Raw genomic sequence first — 16,594 nt, 5'->3', positions numbered from 1 at the left:
CCGCGGGCCCGCGGGAACGCGGCCCGCGGGAACGCCGAAGGGGCCCGTCCGGTCGGACGGGCCCCTTCGGCATCGGGTCACTTCTTGGCGCGGCCGATCTCCCAGAAGCGGAAGACGCCGGTGGTGTCCACGGTCGAGTCGACACCGGTGATGGTGTTGTGCGACACGTAGAACGACTTGTTCTGGATCAGCGGCAGCAGCGGGACGCCGTCCGCGACCAGGTTCTGGATCTGGCCGTAGGCGCCGCCGGCGGTGCGGTCGGTGAGCTTGATGCTGTCCGGGACCAGCTTCTGGCTGATCTTCGGGTCGTCCCAGCCGTTCTTGAAGGCGCCGCCCTCGACGACCAGCGGGGTGACGTAGTTCTCCGGGTCGGCGTAGTCGGGGGTCCAACCGACGGTGTACGCCTGGTAGGTCCCGGCCTTCCAGCCCTCCTGGAACTTCTTCCAGTCGGCCTGCTGCTCCACGGTGATCTGGAACAGGCCGCTGGCCTCCAGCTGCTTCTTGAACAGCTCCATCTCGGCCGGGCCGGCCTGGCCGCGGGACCAGGTGAGGGTCATCTTGACCGGGGTGGAGACGTGCGCGTTGTTGAGGATCTTCTTCGCCTTGGCGACGTCCGGGTCGCCGTACTTGTCGAAGAAGGCGGTGTTGTGGCCGGTGATGCCGGCCGGGACGACCGAGTACAGCGGCTGCACGGTGCCGGCGTACACGTCGCGGGTGAGGGTCTTGCGGTCCAGCAGCTGGGCGACGGCCTGGCGGACGGCCGGGTTGCCGGTCACCGCGTCCTTGGTGTTGAAGACCAGGTAGCGGGTCTGGCCGGTGTCGCCCTGGGCCACCTTGAGGTCGCCCTTGCCGGCCAGCTGGTCGGACTTGATCTGGGCGGCCGCGGTGGGCTCCAGGCTGTTGTCCGCGAGGTCGACCTCGCCCTTGTCCAGGGCGGTCTTGAGGTCCTCGGGCTTGTTGAAGTACCGCACCACGAACTTGTTGTTCTGGAGCTTGACGTCGTCGCTCTTGAACTGGCTGTTCGCGGAGAGGCTGATCTTGCCCGGGCCCTTGCTGTCGCCGCCCAGCGGGTCGATCGAGTCGATCTTGTACGGGCCGGAGCCGATCAGCTTGCCGTTGTCCTGGAGCTTGTCGGCCGGGAAGGCCTCCTCGTCCACGATCGAGCCGGCGGCCGAGGCCAGCTTCGCCGGGAGCACCGCGTCCGGGGCGTTGAGGTGGAAGACCACCTCGACGTCGCTGGGGTTCTCCACCGACTTGATGGTGGAGAGCAGCGAGGCCGGGCCGCTCGGGTCGTTGATCTTCAGCATGCGCTGGATCGAGAAGACCACGTCGGAGGAGGTCAGCGCGTGGCCGTTGGAGAACTTCAGACCGCCGCGCAGGGTGCACTTGTAGGTCATCGTGTCGGCACCGGTGAACTCGCAGGACTGCGCGGCGTCCGGCTGCGGGAGGGTGGCACCGGCCGAGAAGCGCAGCAGCGACTGGAAGGCGTTGTTGATCACCAGCCAGGAGCCCGCGTCGTAGGCGCCGGCCGGGTCGAGCACGCTGGTCACACTGGTGGTGCCCATGGTGATCGCACTGTTCGAGTCACCACCGGAGACGACCTTCGAGGCCGAGGCGCAGCCGGCGGCGGTGGAGGCGACCAGCGCCGCGCAGCTGAGCACGGCCAGACGGTTGGGCGAAGTCATGCGGTGTGTTCCTTCTGCGTGCGGCCGGCTGCGTGTGGGGCGCCGGACAGCCCTCGGACCGTCCACCGGGGTAGGGCGGTCGTCCCTGGGGCGGGGCGGCGCGTCCACCGGGCGCGTGGCGCGGATTCGGGCCGTTCGGGCGACTGATCGGACGTAGCCTGCCACATCGACCGCGTACGAATATCGGGCACTCGTACACACGACGGGCATTTTCCGGCTCGCTGAATGGGATGATCAAACGAGTTGTCAGTCAATGCCCGATTTCTCCCCGACGGGGAACACCGTCCGTCGTCATGACGCCGCAGTACGCAGGCGGGGGAATCATGGAACTGAGACGAATCTCACACCCGGGCCGTGACCACGGCCCGCAGCAGGTCGAGGTCGAGGTGCTCCAGCGAGGCGATCACCGTCCGTCCGGGGGCGGCCTCGATCGGGGCCACCGAGGGCACCGCGATCACCGGACAGCCCGCGGCCTCGGCGGCCAGCACCCCGGTCGGGGCGTCCTCGACCACCACGCAGCGGCCGGGCTCGGCGCCCAGCCGGGCCACCGCGGCCAGGTACGGGTCGGGGTGCGGCTTGGTCCGGGGCACCTCGTCCCCGGCCACGGTGAAGGCGAAGCGGTGGGCGCCCAGGCTCTCCCCCCCCCCCCCGGGGGGGGGGGGGGGGGGGGGGGGGGGGGGGGGGGGGGGGGGGGGGGGGGGGGGGGGGGGGGGGGGGGGGGGGGGGGGGGGGGGGGGGGGGGGGGGGGGGGGGGGGGGGGGGGGGGGGGGGGGGGGGGGGGGGGGGGGGGGGGGGGGGGGGGGGGGGGGGGGGGGGGGGGGGGGGGGGGGGGGGGGGGGGGGGGGGGGGGGGGGGGGGGGGGGGGGGGGGGGGGGGGGGGGGGGGGGGGGGGGGGGGGGGGGGGGGGGGGGGGGGGGGGGGGGGGGGGGGGGGGGGGGGGGGGGGGGGGGGGGGGGGGCCCCCCCCCCCCCCCCCCCCCCCCCCCCCCCCCCCCCCCCCCCCCCCCCCCCCCCCCCCCCCCCCCCCCCCCCCCCCCCCCCCCCCCCCCCCCCCCCCCCCCCCCCCCCCCCCCCCCCCCCCCCCCCCCCCCCCCCCCCCCCCCCCCCCCCCCCCCCCCCCCCCCCCCAGGACGATGTCGATGATGTGCCGGTGCGAGGCGGAGACCAGGGCCGCGGGCACGTCGTGCGCGGCCAGGGTGTTCAGCAGCCGCTCGGCGCCGGGCATCAGCGGGACCCCGCCGGCCAGCAGGTCCACGAACCTCTGGTTGATCAGGACGGTCAGCTCCTCCGGGGTCAGACCGACGCCCGTCCTGGCCAGCAGGTAGTCGATCACCCGCGACATCGGTCCGCCCACCACCCGGGCGCGGTCGGCCTGGTCGAGCTCGTAGCCCAGTTCGGCGAAGAGCGAGAACTCCGCCTGCCACCAGGAGTCCTCGGTGTCGACCAGCGTGCCGTCCATGTCCAGCAGCACGGCCTGCAGGCCGCTCCCGCCGGAGCCGCCGACACGGGTGGAGGTCGAGACGGTCGTCATGGTGATCCTTCCGGGGATGGCACAGGCCGGCCCGCTTATGAGCGGACCGGCCCGTTCAGGATCATCAAGGATACGCCCGGTGCACGGTTTTGCGACGAACGAAGCGCAGCGGCCGTGTTACCGCGCGTTGAAGTACTTCGCCTCCGGGTGGTGGATGACGATGGCGTCGGTGGACTGCTCCGGGTGCAGCTGGAACTCCTCCGACAGCACCACGCCGATCCGCTCCGGCTTCAGCAGCTCGGCGATCTTGGCGCGGTCCTCCAGCTCCGGACAGGCGCCGTAGCCCAGCGAGAACCGGGCGCCGCGGTACTTCAGCGCGAACATGTCCCGCACGTCCTGCGGGTCCTCGTCGCCGAAGCCCAGCTCGAAGCGGACCCGGGCGTGCCAGAACTCGGCCAGCGCCTCGGCCAGCTGCACCGACAGGCCGTGCAGCTCCAGGTAGTCGCGGTAGGAGTTGGTGGCGAACAGCTCGTTGGCCGCCTCGGAGACCCGGTTGCCCATGGTCACCACCTGCAGGGCGACCACGTCCCGCTCGCCGCTCTCCTCGGGGCGGAAGAAGTCGGCCAGGCACAGCCGCTTCCCGCGCCGCTGCCGCGGGAAGGTGAACCGGGTCCGCTCGGAGCCGTCCTCGTTGTAGACGATCAGGTCGTCGCCCTTGGAGTTGGCCGGGAAGTAGCCGTAGATCACCGCCGGCTCCAGCCAGCCCTCGGTCTGCAGCCGGTCCAGCCACATCCGCAGCCGCGGCCGGCCCTCGGTCTCCACCAGCTCCTCGTACGAGGGGCCGCCGGTGCGCGCGGCCTTCAGGCCCCACTGGCCCTTGAACAGCGCGTCCTCGTCCAGCCAGGAGGCGTAATCGGCGAACGGGATGCCCTTGACGATCCGGTCGCCCCAGAACGGCGGGGCGGGCACCCGGTTGTCCACCACCACGTCCGAGCGGATCTGGCCGAGGTTGACCTCCTCGACCTCCTCCACCTCGACCCGGGCGTGCCGGCGCTGGCGCAGCTCGGGCAGGGACGCGCCGGGGACGCCGCGCTTGACCGCGATCAGCGCGTCCATCAGCCGCAGGCCCTCGAAGGCGTCCCGGGCGTAGCGGACCTCGCCCTGGTAGATCTCGTGCAGGTCCTGCTCGACGTAGGCGCGGGTGAGCGCGGCGCCGCCGAGGATCACCGGGAAGTCGGCGGCCAGGCCGCGCTGGTTGAGCTCCTCCAGGTTCTCCTTCATGATCACCGTGGACTTCACCAGCAGACCGGACATCCCGATGACGTCGGCCCGGTGCTCCTGCGCGGCGTCCAGGATCGCCGAGACCGGCTGCTTGATGCCCAGGTTGACCACGTTGTAGCCGTTGTTGGACAGGATGATGTCCACCAGGTTCTTGCCGATGTCGTGGACGTCGCCCTTCACCGTGGCCAGCACGATGGTGCCCTTGCCCTCGGCGTCGGACTTCTCCATGTGCGGCTCCAGGTGGGCCACCGCGGACTTCATCACCTCGGCGGACTGGAGCACGAACGGCAGCTGCATCTGGCCGGAGCCGAACAGCTCGCCGACCACCTTCATGCCGGACAGCAGGGTCTCGTTGATGATCTCCAGCGCCGGACGGACGGTCAGCGCCTCGTCCAGGTCGGCCTCCAGGCCGTTCCGCTCGCCGTCGATGATCCGGCGCTGCAGCCGCTGCTCCAGCGGGAGGGCGGCCAGCTCCTCGGCCTTGGAGGCCTTGACCGAGGCGGCGCTGACGCCCTCGAAGAGCTGCAGCAGCTTCTGCAGCGGGTCGTAGCCGTCGCGCCGCCGGTCGTAGACCAGGTCGAGGGCGACCTCGCGCTGCTCCTCGGGGATCCGGGCCACCGGGAGGATCTTGGCGGCGTGCACGATCGCCGAGTCCAGGCCGGCCTCGACGCACTCGTTGAGGAAGACCGAGTTGATCACCACGCGGGCGGCGGGGCTGAGGCCGAAGGAGATGTTGGACAGGCCGAGGGTGGTCTGGACGGCGGGGTGGCGGCGCTTCAGCTCGCGGATCGCCTCGATGGTCTCGATGCCGTCCCGGCGGGACTCCTCCTGACCGGTGCCCAGGGTGAAGGCCAGGCAGTCGACCAGGATCGAGCCCTCGTCGATGCCGTACTCGCCGGTCAGCTGGTCGATCAGCCGCTCGGCGATCGCGACCTTCTTCTCGGCGGTCCGGGCCTGGCCCTCCTCGTCGATGGTCAGCGCGATCAGGCCGGCGCCGTGCTCCCGGGCCAGCCCGGCGATCCGGCCGAACCGGGTGTCCGGGCCGTCGCCGTCCTCGTAGTTGACGGAGTTGAGCACCGCGCGGCCGCCGAGCGCCTCCAGGCCGGTGCGCAGCACGTCCGGCTCGGTGGAGTCCAGCACGATCGGCAGGGTGGAGGCGGTGGCCAGCCGGCCGGCGATCTCCCGCATGTCCTGCACGCCGTCGCGGCCGACGTAGTCCACGCAGAGGTCGAGCAGGTGGGCGCCCTCGCGGATCTGCTCCCGGGCGATCTCCACGCAGGCCTGCCAGTCGCCGGCCAGCATCGACTCGCGGAACTTCTTGGAGCCGTTGGCGTTGGTGCGCTCGCCGATCGCCAGGTACGAGGTGTCCTGACGGAACGGCACCGACTGGTAGAGCGAGGCCGCGGCCGACTCGGGCCGCGGGTCGCGGACGGTCACCGGGCGGCCCTGCACCCGCTCCACCACGGCGCGCAGGTGCTCGGGGGTGGTGCCGCAGCAGCCGCCGACCAGCGCCAGGCCGTACTCGCGGGTGAAGGTGTCGTGGGCGTCCGCCAGCTCCTCGGGGCTGAGCGGGTAGTGCGCGCCGTCCTTGCCGAGCACCGGCAGGCCCGCGTTCGGCATGCAGGACAGGCCGATCCGGGCGTTCTTGGCCAGGTAGCGCAGGTGCTCGCTCATCTCGGCCGGGCCGGTGGCGCAGTTCATGCCGATGTAGTCGATGCCCAGCGGCTCCAGGGCGGTCAGCGCCGCGCCGATCTCCGAGCCGAGCAGCATGGTGCCGGTGGTCTCCACCGTCACCTGGGCCAGGATCGGCAGGTCCAGGCCGGCCTCGGCGAGGGCCAGCTTGCAGCCGAGGATCGCCGCCTTGGTCTGCAGCAGGTCCTGGCTGGTCTCCACCAGCAGCGCGTCCGCCCCGCCGGCGATCAGGCCGGCCGCGTTCTGCCGGAAGCCCTCGCGGACCACCTCGAAGGTGGTGTGGCCGAGGGTGGGCAGCTTGGTGCCCGGGCCGATCGAGCCGAGCACCCAGCGGGTCCGGCCGTCCCGGTGCGCGTCGGCCGCCTCGCGGGCGATCCGGGCACCGGCCTCGGAGAGCTCGTACACCCGCTCGGGGATGTCGTACTCGCCGAGCGCCGCGTGGTTGGCGCCGAAGGTGTTGGTCTCCACGCAGTCCACGCCGACCGCGAAGTACGCCTCGTGCACCGAGCGGACGATGTCCGGGCGGGTCACGTTGAGGATCTCGTTGCAGCCTTCGAGCTGCTGGAAGTCGTCCAGGGTCGGGTCCTGGGCCTGCAGCATCGTGCCCATCGCGCCGTCGGCCACCACGACGCGGGTGGCGAGGGCCTCGCGCAGCGCGTTCGCGCGGTCCTGCTGCGGTGTCACGGCGGATGCGGACGGGGGGACGGTGGTGGCCATGGGGCTACTCCCTGGATGCGACGGCTGTCGGCTTTGCGTCCCTCCTGCCGGGGACGCACGCGGTCAGCGTATCCGGCGGACCTGCCGGGGACGGAACCCGTTCCGCATCCTGGGCGTCCCGTTCCACCGGAAGGAGTGGTGGAGATGCGCTGGAACAGGGGCCCGCAGGGCCGGTCAGGGGTCGCGGTCCGATGGCGGAGCTGGTCACGGCGGCGGCGCGCCGCCGTGTCGGTGCTCGTGGTGGCGGCGCTGCTGCTGCTCCCGGTGGCCGGTGCGGCGGCCGCGCTGGGTATCCACTATCTGGGCGACCCGGCCGACACCGCGCGCACCCGCGGCCGGGACGCGGTCTGGCTCGGGCACGCCTGGGTGGACGGGCGGAAGACCGACGCCGACCTCGCGGCGCTGGGCGAGCGGATCCGCGGCACCGGCATCCGCGACCTGTACGTGCACACCGGCCCGCTGGAGCACGACGGCTCGCTGGACGGCTCGCAGTCCCCGCAGGCCGCCCGGTTCGTCGCCGAGGTCCACCGGACCCTGCCGGGCCTGAGGGTCCAGGCCTGGCTGGGCGACGTGGTCGCCCCCGAGAAGGACTGGGGCCTGCACCTGGACCAGGCCGAGGTCCGGGACCGGATCACCGCCTCCGCGGGGCAGGTACTGGACCTCGGATTCGACGGCGTCCACCTCGACGTGGAACCGGTCCGCTCCGGTTCGGCCGGATGGCTGACGCTGCTCGACCGGGTCCGCCCGGTGACCGCCGCCCGGGGCGCGCAGCTGTCGGTGGCCGCGCCGCAGATCGACCCGGTGCCCGGACTGCACCGGGTGGGCCTGGCGGTCGCCGACCACGGCAAGTGGTGGTCCCGGTCGTACTTCGCCGAGACCGCCCGCCGGGTGGACCAGATCGCGGTGATGTCCTACGACACCGCGATGCCCCTGGAGTCGCTGTACGGCGGGTACGTCGCCCAGCAGACCGAGCTGGCGCTGGCGGCCACCCCGCCCGGGACCGATCTGCTGATGGGGCTGCCCGCGTACTGGGACGACGACTTCGGCCACCGCGGCTCGGCGGAGACCGTGGCCGCCGCCGTCCGCGGCGCCCGGCTCGGCCTCGGCGAGGACCGCCGGCCCGCCTTCGGCCTCGCGCTGTACGTGGACTTCACCGCCACCCCGGAGCACTGGGAGGCGTACCGGCGCGGGTGGTGCTGACCTGCCGCCGGATCACGTCAACCCCGGCCAATACCCGGTGGCCGGCCGGACCTCGGTGACCGTCGGGTACGCCTCCCACTCCCTCCAGGAGGGGGCGCAGCGCGGAGACGTCGCGGTCTCCTTCGACGGAGGCCCGGACACCGTGGTGCGGACCTACGCGGCCGACGCCCAGAACCGGATCGAGAGCCTGACCGTGGCCGTCCCCGCCGGCACCCAGTCGGTCGGGGTCACCCTCCGGATGCGGGACGCCAAGAACAACTGGTACTGGGCCGTGGACGACGTCCGGGTCGGCTGACCCGGCACCCCGCGCCGTGGTGTGCTGGAGGGGTGACCCGTCCACGCCCCCCTGGCCGCGGTACGGCTGCCGCCGCCCTGCTCGCGGCGCTGCTGCTGGCCGCGGGGTGCACCTCCGGCACCGCTGACACCTCCGGATCCTCCGCGTCCTCCGCTCCCGCCGGCTCGCCCGGCTCCGGCACCGCCGGGGTCCGGGTGGCCGGCACGGTGGCGGAGGGGCTGGACACCCCCTGGGGCCTGGTCCGGCTGCCCGACGGCGACCTGCTGGTCGGCAGTCGCGACACCGGCCGCGTCCTGCGGGTCGCCGCCGCGGGCGGCGCCGGGGGCGGCGGCGGCACCGAGGTCGGCACCGTCCCCGGTACCACCGCCGGCGGCGAGGGCGGCCTGCTCGGCCTGGCCCTCTCCCCCGACGGCCGCCTCTTCGCGTACCAGACCGCCGCCGAGGACAACCGCGTCCTGCGGTTCGACTGGGACCCGACCCGCCCCGCCGGCGAGCAGCTCGGACCGCCGACCGTGGTGCTCTCCGGCATCCCCAAGGCCGGCTTCCACGACGGCGGGCGAATCGCCTTCGGCCCGGACGGCCTGCTGTACGTGGGCACCGGCGACGCCGGCCGCAGCGCCCAGGCCCAGGACCGCACCGCCCTCGGCGGCAAGATCCTCCGGATCACCCCGGACGGCGCCCCCGCCCCCGGCAACCCGTTCCCCGGCTCGCCGGTCTACTCCCTCGGCCACCGCAACGTCCAGGGACTCGCCTGGGACCCCGCCGGGCACCTGTGGGCCTCCGAGTTCGGCCAGAACACCTGGGACGAGCTCAACCTGATCAAGCCCGGCGCCAACTACGGCTGGCCGGTGGTGGAGGGCCGCGCCGGACGGGGCGGGTGCTCCGACCCCGTCGCCCAGTGGAGCCCCGCCGACGCCTCGCCCAGCGGCATCGCCTACGCCGACGGGTCCATCTGGCTCGCCGCCCTCCGGGGCACCCGGCTCTGGCAGGTCCCGCTCGACGGCGAACGGGCCGCCTCCGCCCCCACCCCGTACCTCCGGACCACCTACGGCCGCCTCCGCACCGTCCTCGCCGAACCCGACGGCACCCTCCTCCTCACCACCAGCAACACCGACGGCCGCGGCACCCCCCGCCCCGGCGACGACCACATCCTCCGCATCACCCTCCACTGAGCCCCCGGCCCCGAACGCAAACGGCCGACCACCACAGGGGCGCGGGGAACTGCGCGAGGCTGGGAGAGTACGGGCTTGTGGTCGGACGCGGACGGATGTGGCAGGTGCTCGTCCGCTGGCGTCGTACGGCGCGAACCTTCCGCTGCGGGCAGTTCCCCGCGCCCCTGACGTGCGCACCCGAGTGCGCCGGTTCACGGGAGTGGGGTCCGGTGGAGGGAGATGAGGAGGCGCCAGATGTGGGCGGCGAAGAGGTCGGGGGTGCCGGGGACGAGGCCGTGGAGCCAGTCGGCGAGGAGGCCGGTGAAGGAGGCGGCGACGGCGGAGGCGACCAGGTCGGCGTGCGGGGCGCCGGCCAGTTCCCGTTCGGTGCGGCTGCGCTCCCGCAGTTCGCGGTGGAGCAGGTCCCCCAGCGGCCCGCCCCCGCCGACCGCCAACAGCGAGCGGTAGAGCCCCGCGTGCTCCCCCGCCGCGGTGAGGAACCCGGCGAGCGCGGGTGGCGGCGATGCCGGATCGGGCACCCCCCGCCAGGCGTGCAGCGCGTCCACCGCCTCGCGGACGATCTCCGCGCAGGCGTCCACCGCCAGCGCCTGGAGGTCCTCGTAGTGCAGGTAGAAGGTTGCTCGCCCGACCCCGGCCCGCCGGACCACCGCGGCCACGCTGACCTCGGCCAGCGGCCGCTCCGCGCACTCGGCGAGCAACGCCTCCCGCAGCCGCGCCCGGGTCCGCTCCGCGCGCGGATCCCCGCCCCTCACCGCGCCCTCCGGCCCGTTCACCGCGCGGCCAGGACGGCCGCCAGCGCCAGCGCGCCGGGCAGGGCCTGGGCGAGCAGGATCCGGCGGTTGGCGGTGGCGGCGCCGTACAGTCCGGCGATCACCACGCAGGACAGGAAGAACACCTCGGCCGCGAAGCCGGTCGGGTCGTCCGCGATCAGGCCCCACACCAGTCCGGCGGCCAGGAAGCCGTTGTAGAGGCCCTGGTTGGCGGCGAGGGGCGCGGTGGCCCGGGCCAGGTCGGCGTCGAAGCCGGAGAGTCCGCGGCCCGGACCGCGCTGCCACAGGAACATCTCCAGCACCAGGAAGTACCCGTGCAGCGCGGCCACCAGCCCCACCAGAACATCCGCCAGCATCCCCATCACGGTCACCCTCTCCACAACTTCACAGACACTTGTCCATCAATCATAGACACATGTCCATCTCGACGGAACGCGGCGGCGATGGCCGCGTTCCGCGGGACGGCTCGCCGGGTCCGCCGAGCGGATAACCACCGGCCGCGACGCCATGGCTTCGATAGGCTCTCCCCTTCGGTCCGCGGGCTCCGGCAGCGCCTCGGCCGACGCATCAATGCCCGTAGGCTGGGCAGGTAGGGACCGTGGGGCGGGGGCGTTCCACGCGAGGAGGGAGACGCTGGGTGATCGAGCTGGAAGATGTTCCCGAGTTGATCGACCCGGTGATGATCTGCGCCTTCGAGGGCTGGAACGACGCCGGGGACGCCGCCTCGGCTGCGGTCGGTCATCTGGACGAGACCTGGGGCGGCAAGGTGTTCGCCGCCCTGGACGCCGAGGACTACTACGACTTCCAGGTCAACCGCCCGACCATCTGGCTCGACGGCGGCGTCCGCCGCATCACCTGGCCGACCACCCGGCTGTCGGTGGTCCGGGTGAACGAGCCCAAGACCCGGGACCTGGTGCTGGTCCGCGGCATCGAGCCGAGCATGCGCTGGCGCTCGTACTGCAACGAGCTGCTGGGCTTCGCCCACGAGCTGGGCGTGGAGCTGGTGGTGATCCTCGGTGCGCTGCTCGGCGACACTCCGCACAGCCGGCCGGTCCCGGTCAGCGGGGTCACCTCGGACGCGGCGCTGGCCCGCACCCTGGACCTGGAGGAGAGCAAGTACGAGGGCCCGACCGGCATCGTCGGCGTGCTCCAGGAGGCGTGCGCCCACGCGGGCGTGCCGGCCGTGACCCTCTGGGCGGCCGTGCCGCACTACGTGGCCCAGCCGCCGAACCCCAAGGCCACCCTGGCGCTGATCAACAAGCTGGAGGACCTGCTCGACCTGCGGATCCCGCCGGGCGAGCTCACCGAGGACTCCCGTGCCTGGCAGCTCGGCGTGGACCAGCTGGCCTCCGAGGACAGCGAGGTCGCCGAGTACGTCCAGCAGTTGGAGGAGGCGCAGGACACTGCGGAGCTCCCGGAGGCCTCCGGCGACGCGATCGCCCGCGAGTTCGAGCGCTACCTGCGGCGCCGGGAGAACCTCGGCCCCACCGGCGAGAAGCCCCCGACCGGCCACGCCACCGCGGAGCGTCCCAAGGACGCGGACGCGGATACCGACACGGACACCGAGACCGACGAGAACGACGCGAACGACGCGAACGACGAGAAGCCGGACGACGAGAAGCCGGACGACGAGAAGCCGGACGACGAGTAGCCGGCAGACCACGAGGGGCGCGGGGATCTCCCCCGCGCCCCTCGGCTGTTTCCGTCAGAGGGCCACGCCCATGAGCGCGTCCACCGTCCGCGACACCAGCCCGGGCGCGCCGATGTCCTCGCCGCCGGTCTGCTCCTGCCGCTCGACCCAGCGGTCGACCGCGGCGAGTGCCTCCGGGGCGTTCAGGTCGTCGGCCAGCGCGGCGCGGACCTCGGCGAGCATCCCCTCCGCCGCCGGCCCGTCCGGCCGGGACACCGCGGCGCGCCAGCGGGCCAGCCGCTCCAGGGCGCGGTCCAGGTCGTCCTTGGTCCACTCCCAGTCGCTGCGGTAGTGGTGGGCGAGCAGGGCCAGCCGGATCGCGGCCGGGTCCACGCCCTCGCGCCGCAGGGCCGAGACGAACACCAGGTTGCCGCGCGACTTGGACATCTTGTGCCCGTCCAGGCCGACCATCCCGCCGTGCACGTACGCCTGGGCGTAGGGGTGCTGCCCGGTGGCGACCTGGGCGTGGGCGGCGCCCATCTCGTGGTGCGGGAAGGAGAGGTCGCTGCCGCCGCCCTGGATGTCGAAGGACATCCCGAGGTACTGGAGCGCGATGGCCACGCACTCGATGTGCCAGCCGGGCCGGCCGTGGCCGAGCTCGGTGTCCCAGGCGGGCTCGCCGGGCCGGGCGGAGAGCCAGAGCAGGGCGTCCAGCGGGTGCTTCTTGCCGGGGCGCTGCGGGTCGCCGCCGCGCTCGGCGAAGACCGGGAGCATCTCCTCGCGGGTGAGCCCGGAGACGGCGCCGAACCGGGGGTCGGCCTCGACGGAGAAGTAGACGTCGCCGTCCAGCTCGTAGGCGGCGCCGCTGGCCAGCAGCTTCTTGACCAGCGGGACGATCCACGGGATCGACTCCACCGCGCCGATGTAGTGGGCCGGCGGGAGCATCCGCAGGGCGGTCATGTCCTCCCGGAAGAGGGCGGTCTCGCGCTCGGCGAGGGCGGTCCAGTCCTGGCCGGTCTCGACGGCGCGCTGCAGCAGCGGGTCGTCGACGTCGGTGACGTTCTGGACGTAGAGGACGTCGTGGCCGGCGTCCTTCCAGACCCGCTGCACCAGGTCGAAGGTGTTGTAGGTGGCAGCGTGGCCCAGGTGGGTCGCGTCGTAGGGGGTGATGCCGCAGACGTACAGGCGGGCGGTCGGCCCGGCGGGTACGACTTCTCGGACACTGCTCGTGGCGGTGTCGTGGATGCGCAGGGGAAGCCCCTGACCGGGCAGAGCGGGAATCTCGGAGGCGGGCCAGGCATGCATGGCACCGACTCTAACCTTGCGATCATTTGTAAGACCAACCAACCGACAGGATCGGCCTGATTCCGTTCGCGGTCGGTTTCGGATCGGTATCAGACCGGCGGCCAGGGAATAGATGGCCAGTCAGGCGACGGCAGCGGATGCCGTCCGGTACGGCGCAGCAGGGCCGTCCGGGCGCGGGTGGCGTCGAGCTCCGCGGGGGTCAGATGGGGGCGCAGCCGCTCGGCGAGCGGGCCGTCGAGGTCGGCGGCGAGCCGGGCGAGGACGTGCAGGGCCTCGGCCGTCAGCGGCTGCTCGGCCCAGCCCCAGAGCAGGGTGCGCAGCTTGCCCTCGGTGTTGAAGGTCACCCCGTGGTCGATGCCGTAGATCCGGCCGTCGGCGGCGGGGATCCAGTGGCCGCCCTTGCGGTCGGCGTTGTTGAGGACGGCGTCCAGCACGGCCAGCCGGCGCAGCCGCTCGTCGTCCCGGTGGACCAGCAGGGCGGTGCGGCCCTCGGCCACCTCGGCGCGGACGATCGGCAGCCAGCCCTCCTCCGGTCCGGCCGGGTCCTGGAGGGCGAGCAGCTCGGGCGCGTCCTCGTCGGGTTCGACCCAGAGCTGGAGCATGCCCGGTCCGTGCGGGCCGTCGCGGAGCACGGTGGGCGGGACCAGCGCCCAGCCGGTGGCGGCGGCCAGCTCGTACGCGGCGACCTCGCGGCCTGCCAGGGTGCCGTCGGGGAAGTCCCAGAGCGGGCGTTCCCCGGCGACCGGCTTGTAGACGCAGGGGGCGGTCAGCCCGTCCAGCGCGGCGGTGCAGTAGAGGACGGCGTTGGAGGCGTCGGTGAGCCGGCCGTGGACCTCGATCCGGCCCTCCGCCAGCAGGGCCAGCGCGGTCGCCGGGTCGGCGGCCAGGGCGGCGCTGGTGGCCGGGTCGGTGCCGGGGACGGCGTCGGTGTTCAGCGCCGGTACCCGTTCGCGCGCGGGCACAGGTGCCCCTCGGGGTCGAGCGGGAGGTTGCAGAACGGGCAGGGCTTGCGGCCCGCGGCGACCAGGTCCAGGGCGCGCTTGGCGAACACCCGGGCCATCGCGCCGGAGAGGCGGACCCGCAGCATGTCCGGGCCGTTCTCGTCGTCGAAGAGGCTGGCCTCCTCTTCCTCCTCGGTCTGCTCGGCGTCCTCCACCAGCGCCTGGGCCTCGACCACCAGGCACTCGTCGGTGCTGTCCCAGGCCAGGGCCATGGTGCCGACCCGGAACTCCTGCTCCAGCGGGAGGTCCAGCGGCGCGCTGTCCACCATCTCGGTGGGCGCCACGGCCGGGATGGAGGTCCGGCCGGCGCTGCGCCGCAGCGCCTCGTCCAGCACCTCCTCGACCCGCTCGGCGAGCGCGGCGACCTGTGCCTTCTCCAGCAGGACGGAGGTGACCCGGCCGCGGGAGCTGGCCTGGAGGTAGAAGGCCCGGGAGCCGGGCTGGCCGACGGTGCCGGCCACGAAGCGCTCGGGCTGGTCGTAGAAGAAGACCTGACGGGTCACTCGCTGGCTCCGGAAATCAGGGGGTCGTTCGGCTTGCCTTCCTTGGGCCACCCTACGGCGTGGGCCGCACGGCCGGGGGTCACGGGGTGCCGGTCTCGCCCCCGACGACGGCGTCCCCGGAGGCCGCGCGCGGCCGGGGTGCCAGCGCGGCGAGGCTGCCGGTGTCCCCCATCCTCAGCACGAACGGCCGCTGCGGGGTGTAGCGGATGGCGGTGACCGAGCAGGGCTCGACCGAGATCCGCTGGAAGTGGTCCAGGTGCAGGCCGAGGGCGTCGGCGACCACGGCCTTCACCACGTCGCCGTGGGTGGCGGCGAGCCAGACGGCGTCCGGGCCGTGCTCGACGGCGACCTTGTCGTTCCACTCGCGGACGGCGGTGACGGTCCGGTGGCTCAGCTCGCGCAGCGACTCCCCGCCGGGGAAGGCCGCGGCCGAGGCGTGGTCCTGGACCGTCCGCCACAGCGGCTCCTCGGCGAGCTCGACGAGCCGGCGCCCGGTCCACTCGCCGTAGTGGCACTCGCCGATCCGCTCGTCCAGCGCGGGCGGGGCGAGCTCGGGGCGGGCGGCGAGCAGCGGTTCCACGGTCTGCCGGCAGCGCTCCAGCGGGCTGCTGACCACCTGGGCGATCGGGATCCCGGCCAGCCGCGCGGGCAGCTCGGCCGCCTGGGCCCGGCCGGTCCCGTCCAGCTCCACCCCGGGGGTCCACCCGGCCAGGACGCCTTCGGAGTTGGCGGTGGAACGGCCGTGGCGCACGAGCAGCAGGGTGGGCATGGGGCCTAGCGTACGGCCTGCGCCCGGCCGGTGGCACCGGGTGCCGGACCGGTACGGGTTCGGCGGAGAACCGGGCCGCGGCGCCCGCCACGCGGGAGAATGACCGCATGATCGTGGACTGCGCCATCTACCGGGACGGCTTCCGCACCGAGGGTCCGGCGGACGTCTCGGAGGCCCTGGACGAGGTGCGCCGGACCGGGGACGGGTTCCTCTGGATCGGCCTCTACGAGCCGACGACCGAGGAGTTCGATTTCGTCATCTCGGAGTTCGGGCTGCACCCGCTGGCGGTCGAGGACGCGGTCACCGCGCACCAGCGTCCCAAGCTGGAGGCGTACGAGGACTCGCTGTTCATGGTGCTCAAGACCATGGGGTACCACCCGGACGGGCACGCGGTGAGCACCGGCGAGGTGATGATCTTCCTGGGCCACGGGTACGTGCTGACCGTCCGGCACGGCGCGGAGAGCCCGCTGGCACAGCTGAGGGCCGGCCTGGAGAAGCAGCCCGAGCTGCTGCGCAAGGGGCCCGCGTCGGTGCTGTACGCGGTCTGCGACCTGGTGGTGGACAGCTACCTGGACGTGGCGGCCGAGCTCCAGACCGACCTGGACGAGCTGGAGGCCCAGGTGTTCGCCCCCGGGCGGGCGCACGGCGTCGCCGAGCAGATCTACGCCTTCAAGCGGCAGCTGGTGGTCTTCCGCCGCGCGGCCGGCCCGCTGGAGGAGCCGATCGCCCGGCTGGTGTCGGACGGCGTGCTGTTCGTGCCGGAGGACCTGCGGCCGTACCTGCGGGACGTCGGCGACCACCTCACCAAGGTCACCGAGCTGGTGGAGGGGCTGGACCGGCTGCTCTCCGACATCCTGGGCGCCAACCTGGCGCAGGTCACCGTGCAGCAGAACAACGACATGCGGAAGATCTCGGCGTGGGCGGCGCTGGCGGCGGTGCCCACGATGATCGCCGGCATCTACGGCATGAACTTCGAGCACATGCCCGAACTGCGCCAGCCCTGGGGGTACCCGGTGGCCCTCGGCCTGATGGCGCTGGTCTGCACCCTCCTCCACCGCGCCTTCAAACGCGCCGGCTGGCTCTGAACAACGGGCCCCGACAGGG

The 16,594-nt window shown here is 73.5% G+C and carries 13 protein-coding genes and 2 pseudogenes; 5 read left to right on the top strand and 10 right to left on the bottom strand.

The window, feature by feature from the left end; translation table 11 throughout:
* Window positions 1–77: 77 nt before the first annotated feature.
* The 4 genes and pseudogenes from ABWK59_RS27890 to metH all read right to left on the bottom strand — a co-directional run bounded on the left by ABWK59_RS27890 (window position 78) and on the right by metH (window position 6,845).
* On the bottom strand, window positions 78–1,685 hold the full coding sequence (locus tag ABWK59_RS27890; RefSeq protein WP_354643393.1) for an ABC transporter substrate-binding protein: 1,608 nt from the start codon (window positions 1,683–1,685) through the stop codon (window positions 78–80).
* Between the two features lie 341 nt (window positions 1,686–2,026).
* A pseudogene (locus ABWK59_RS27885) lies at window positions 2,027–2,320 on the bottom strand (HAD family hydrolase); the annotation flags it as partial.
* Between the two features lie 490 nt (window positions 2,321–2,810).
* Window positions 2,811–3,215 (bottom strand): annotated as a pseudogene (locus tag ABWK59_RS27880) (HAD family hydrolase); the annotation flags it as partial.
* Window positions 3,216–3,332: 117 nt separating this feature from the next.
* Window positions 3,333–6,845, bottom strand: coding sequence for a methionine synthase (gene metH, locus ABWK59_RS27875; protein WP_354643392.1), 3,513 nt, complete (start codon window positions 6,843–6,845; stop codon window positions 3,333–3,335).
* A 144-nt stretch (window positions 6,846–6,989) separates the two neighbouring features.
* Here metH and ABWK59_RS27870 point away from each other — a divergent pair, with 144 nt between their 5' ends.
* Genes ABWK59_RS27870 through ABWK59_RS27860 form a run of 3 tightly spaced genes read left to right on the top strand, consistent with a single transcriptional unit; the run spans window position 6,990 to window position 9,512 of the window.
* Complete coding sequence (locus tag ABWK59_RS27870) at window positions 6,990–8,045, top strand: hypothetical protein (protein ID WP_354643391.1); 1,056 nt, start codon at window positions 6,990–6,992, stop codon at window positions 8,043–8,045.
* 37 nt (window positions 8,046–8,082) lie between these two features.
* The gene (locus ABWK59_RS27865; protein ID WP_354643390.1) at window positions 8,083–8,340 is read left to right on the top strand and encodes a hypothetical protein; all 258 of its coding nucleotides are present in this window, start codon (window positions 8,083–8,085) and stop codon (window positions 8,338–8,340) included.
* A gap of 32 nt (window positions 8,341–8,372) precedes the next feature.
* On the top strand, window positions 8,373–9,512 hold the full coding sequence (locus ABWK59_RS27860; protein ID WP_354643389.1) for a PQQ-dependent sugar dehydrogenase: 1,140 nt from the start codon (window positions 8,373–8,375) through the stop codon (window positions 9,510–9,512).
* A gap of 191 nt (window positions 9,513–9,703) precedes the next feature.
* Here the strand turns inward: ABWK59_RS27860 and ABWK59_RS27855 are convergent, their stop codons facing one another.
* Together ABWK59_RS27855 and ABWK59_RS27850 are read right to left on the bottom strand one after the other, a co-directional pair.
* Window positions 9,704–10,264, bottom strand: coding sequence for a TetR/AcrR family transcriptional regulator (locus tag ABWK59_RS27855; protein ID WP_354643388.1), 561 nt, complete (start codon window positions 10,262–10,264; stop codon window positions 9,704–9,706).
* 17 nt (window positions 10,265–10,281) lie between these two features.
* The gene (locus tag ABWK59_RS27850) at window positions 10,282–10,644 is read right to left on the bottom strand and encodes a DUF1304 domain-containing protein (protein ID WP_354643387.1); all 363 of its coding nucleotides are present in this window, start codon (window positions 10,642–10,644) and stop codon (window positions 10,282–10,284) included.
* A 275-nt stretch (window positions 10,645–10,919) separates the two neighbouring features.
* On the opposite strand from ABWK59_RS27850, the gene ABWK59_RS27845 reads away from it, so the two are divergent.
* On the top strand, window positions 10,920–11,933 hold the full coding sequence (locus tag ABWK59_RS27845; protein ID WP_354643386.1) for a PAC2 family protein: 1,014 nt from the start codon (window positions 10,920–10,922) through the stop codon (window positions 11,931–11,933).
* A gap of 54 nt (window positions 11,934–11,987) precedes the next feature.
* Here ABWK59_RS27845 and mshC read toward each other — a convergent pair whose 3' ends face one another.
* The 4 genes from mshC to ABWK59_RS27825 all read right to left on the bottom strand — a co-directional run bounded on the left by mshC (window position 11,988) and on the right by ABWK59_RS27825 (window position 15,490).
* Window positions 11,988–13,217, bottom strand: coding sequence for a cysteine--1-D-myo-inosityl 2-amino-2-deoxy-alpha-D-glucopyranoside ligase (gene mshC / locus ABWK59_RS27840; RefSeq protein ID WP_354643385.1), 1,230 nt, complete (start codon window positions 13,215–13,217; stop codon window positions 11,988–11,990).
* A gap of 89 nt (window positions 13,218–13,306) precedes the next feature.
* The gene (locus ABWK59_RS27835) at window positions 13,307–14,179 is read right to left on the bottom strand and encodes an SCO1664 family protein (protein ID WP_420492862.1); all 873 of its coding nucleotides are present in this window, start codon (window positions 14,177–14,179) and stop codon (window positions 13,307–13,309) included.
* Complete coding sequence (locus tag ABWK59_RS27830; protein ID WP_354643384.1) at window positions 14,149–14,721, bottom strand: DUF3090 domain-containing protein; 573 nt, start codon at window positions 14,719–14,721, stop codon at window positions 14,149–14,151. The genes ABWK59_RS27835 and ABWK59_RS27830 overlap by 31 nt, the downstream gene beginning before the upstream one ends.
* Before the next feature lie 79 nt (window positions 14,722–14,800).
* Window positions 14,801–15,490 carry a histidine phosphatase family protein gene (locus ABWK59_RS27825; RefSeq protein ID WP_354643383.1) on the bottom strand — a complete coding sequence of 230 codons (690 nt, stop codon included), beginning with the start codon at window positions 15,488–15,490 and terminating at the stop codon, window positions 14,801–14,803.
* Between the two features lie 107 nt (window positions 15,491–15,597).
* Here ABWK59_RS27825 and corA point away from each other — a divergent pair, with 107 nt between their 5' ends.
* Window positions 15,598–16,575, top strand: coding sequence for a magnesium/cobalt transporter CorA (corA, locus tag ABWK59_RS27820; protein ID WP_354643382.1), 978 nt, complete (start codon window positions 15,598–15,600; stop codon window positions 16,573–16,575).
* The last annotated feature ends 19 nt before the right edge of the window (window positions 16,576–16,594 follow it).

This window comes from Kitasatospora sp. HUAS MG31 (assembly GCF_040571325.1).
Lineage (GTDB): Bacteria > Actinomycetota > Actinomycetes > Streptomycetales > Streptomycetaceae > Kitasatospora > Kitasatospora camelliae.
Note: the sequence above shows the minus strand (reverse complement) of the source record. Positions and strands in the feature narration are given on the sequence as shown.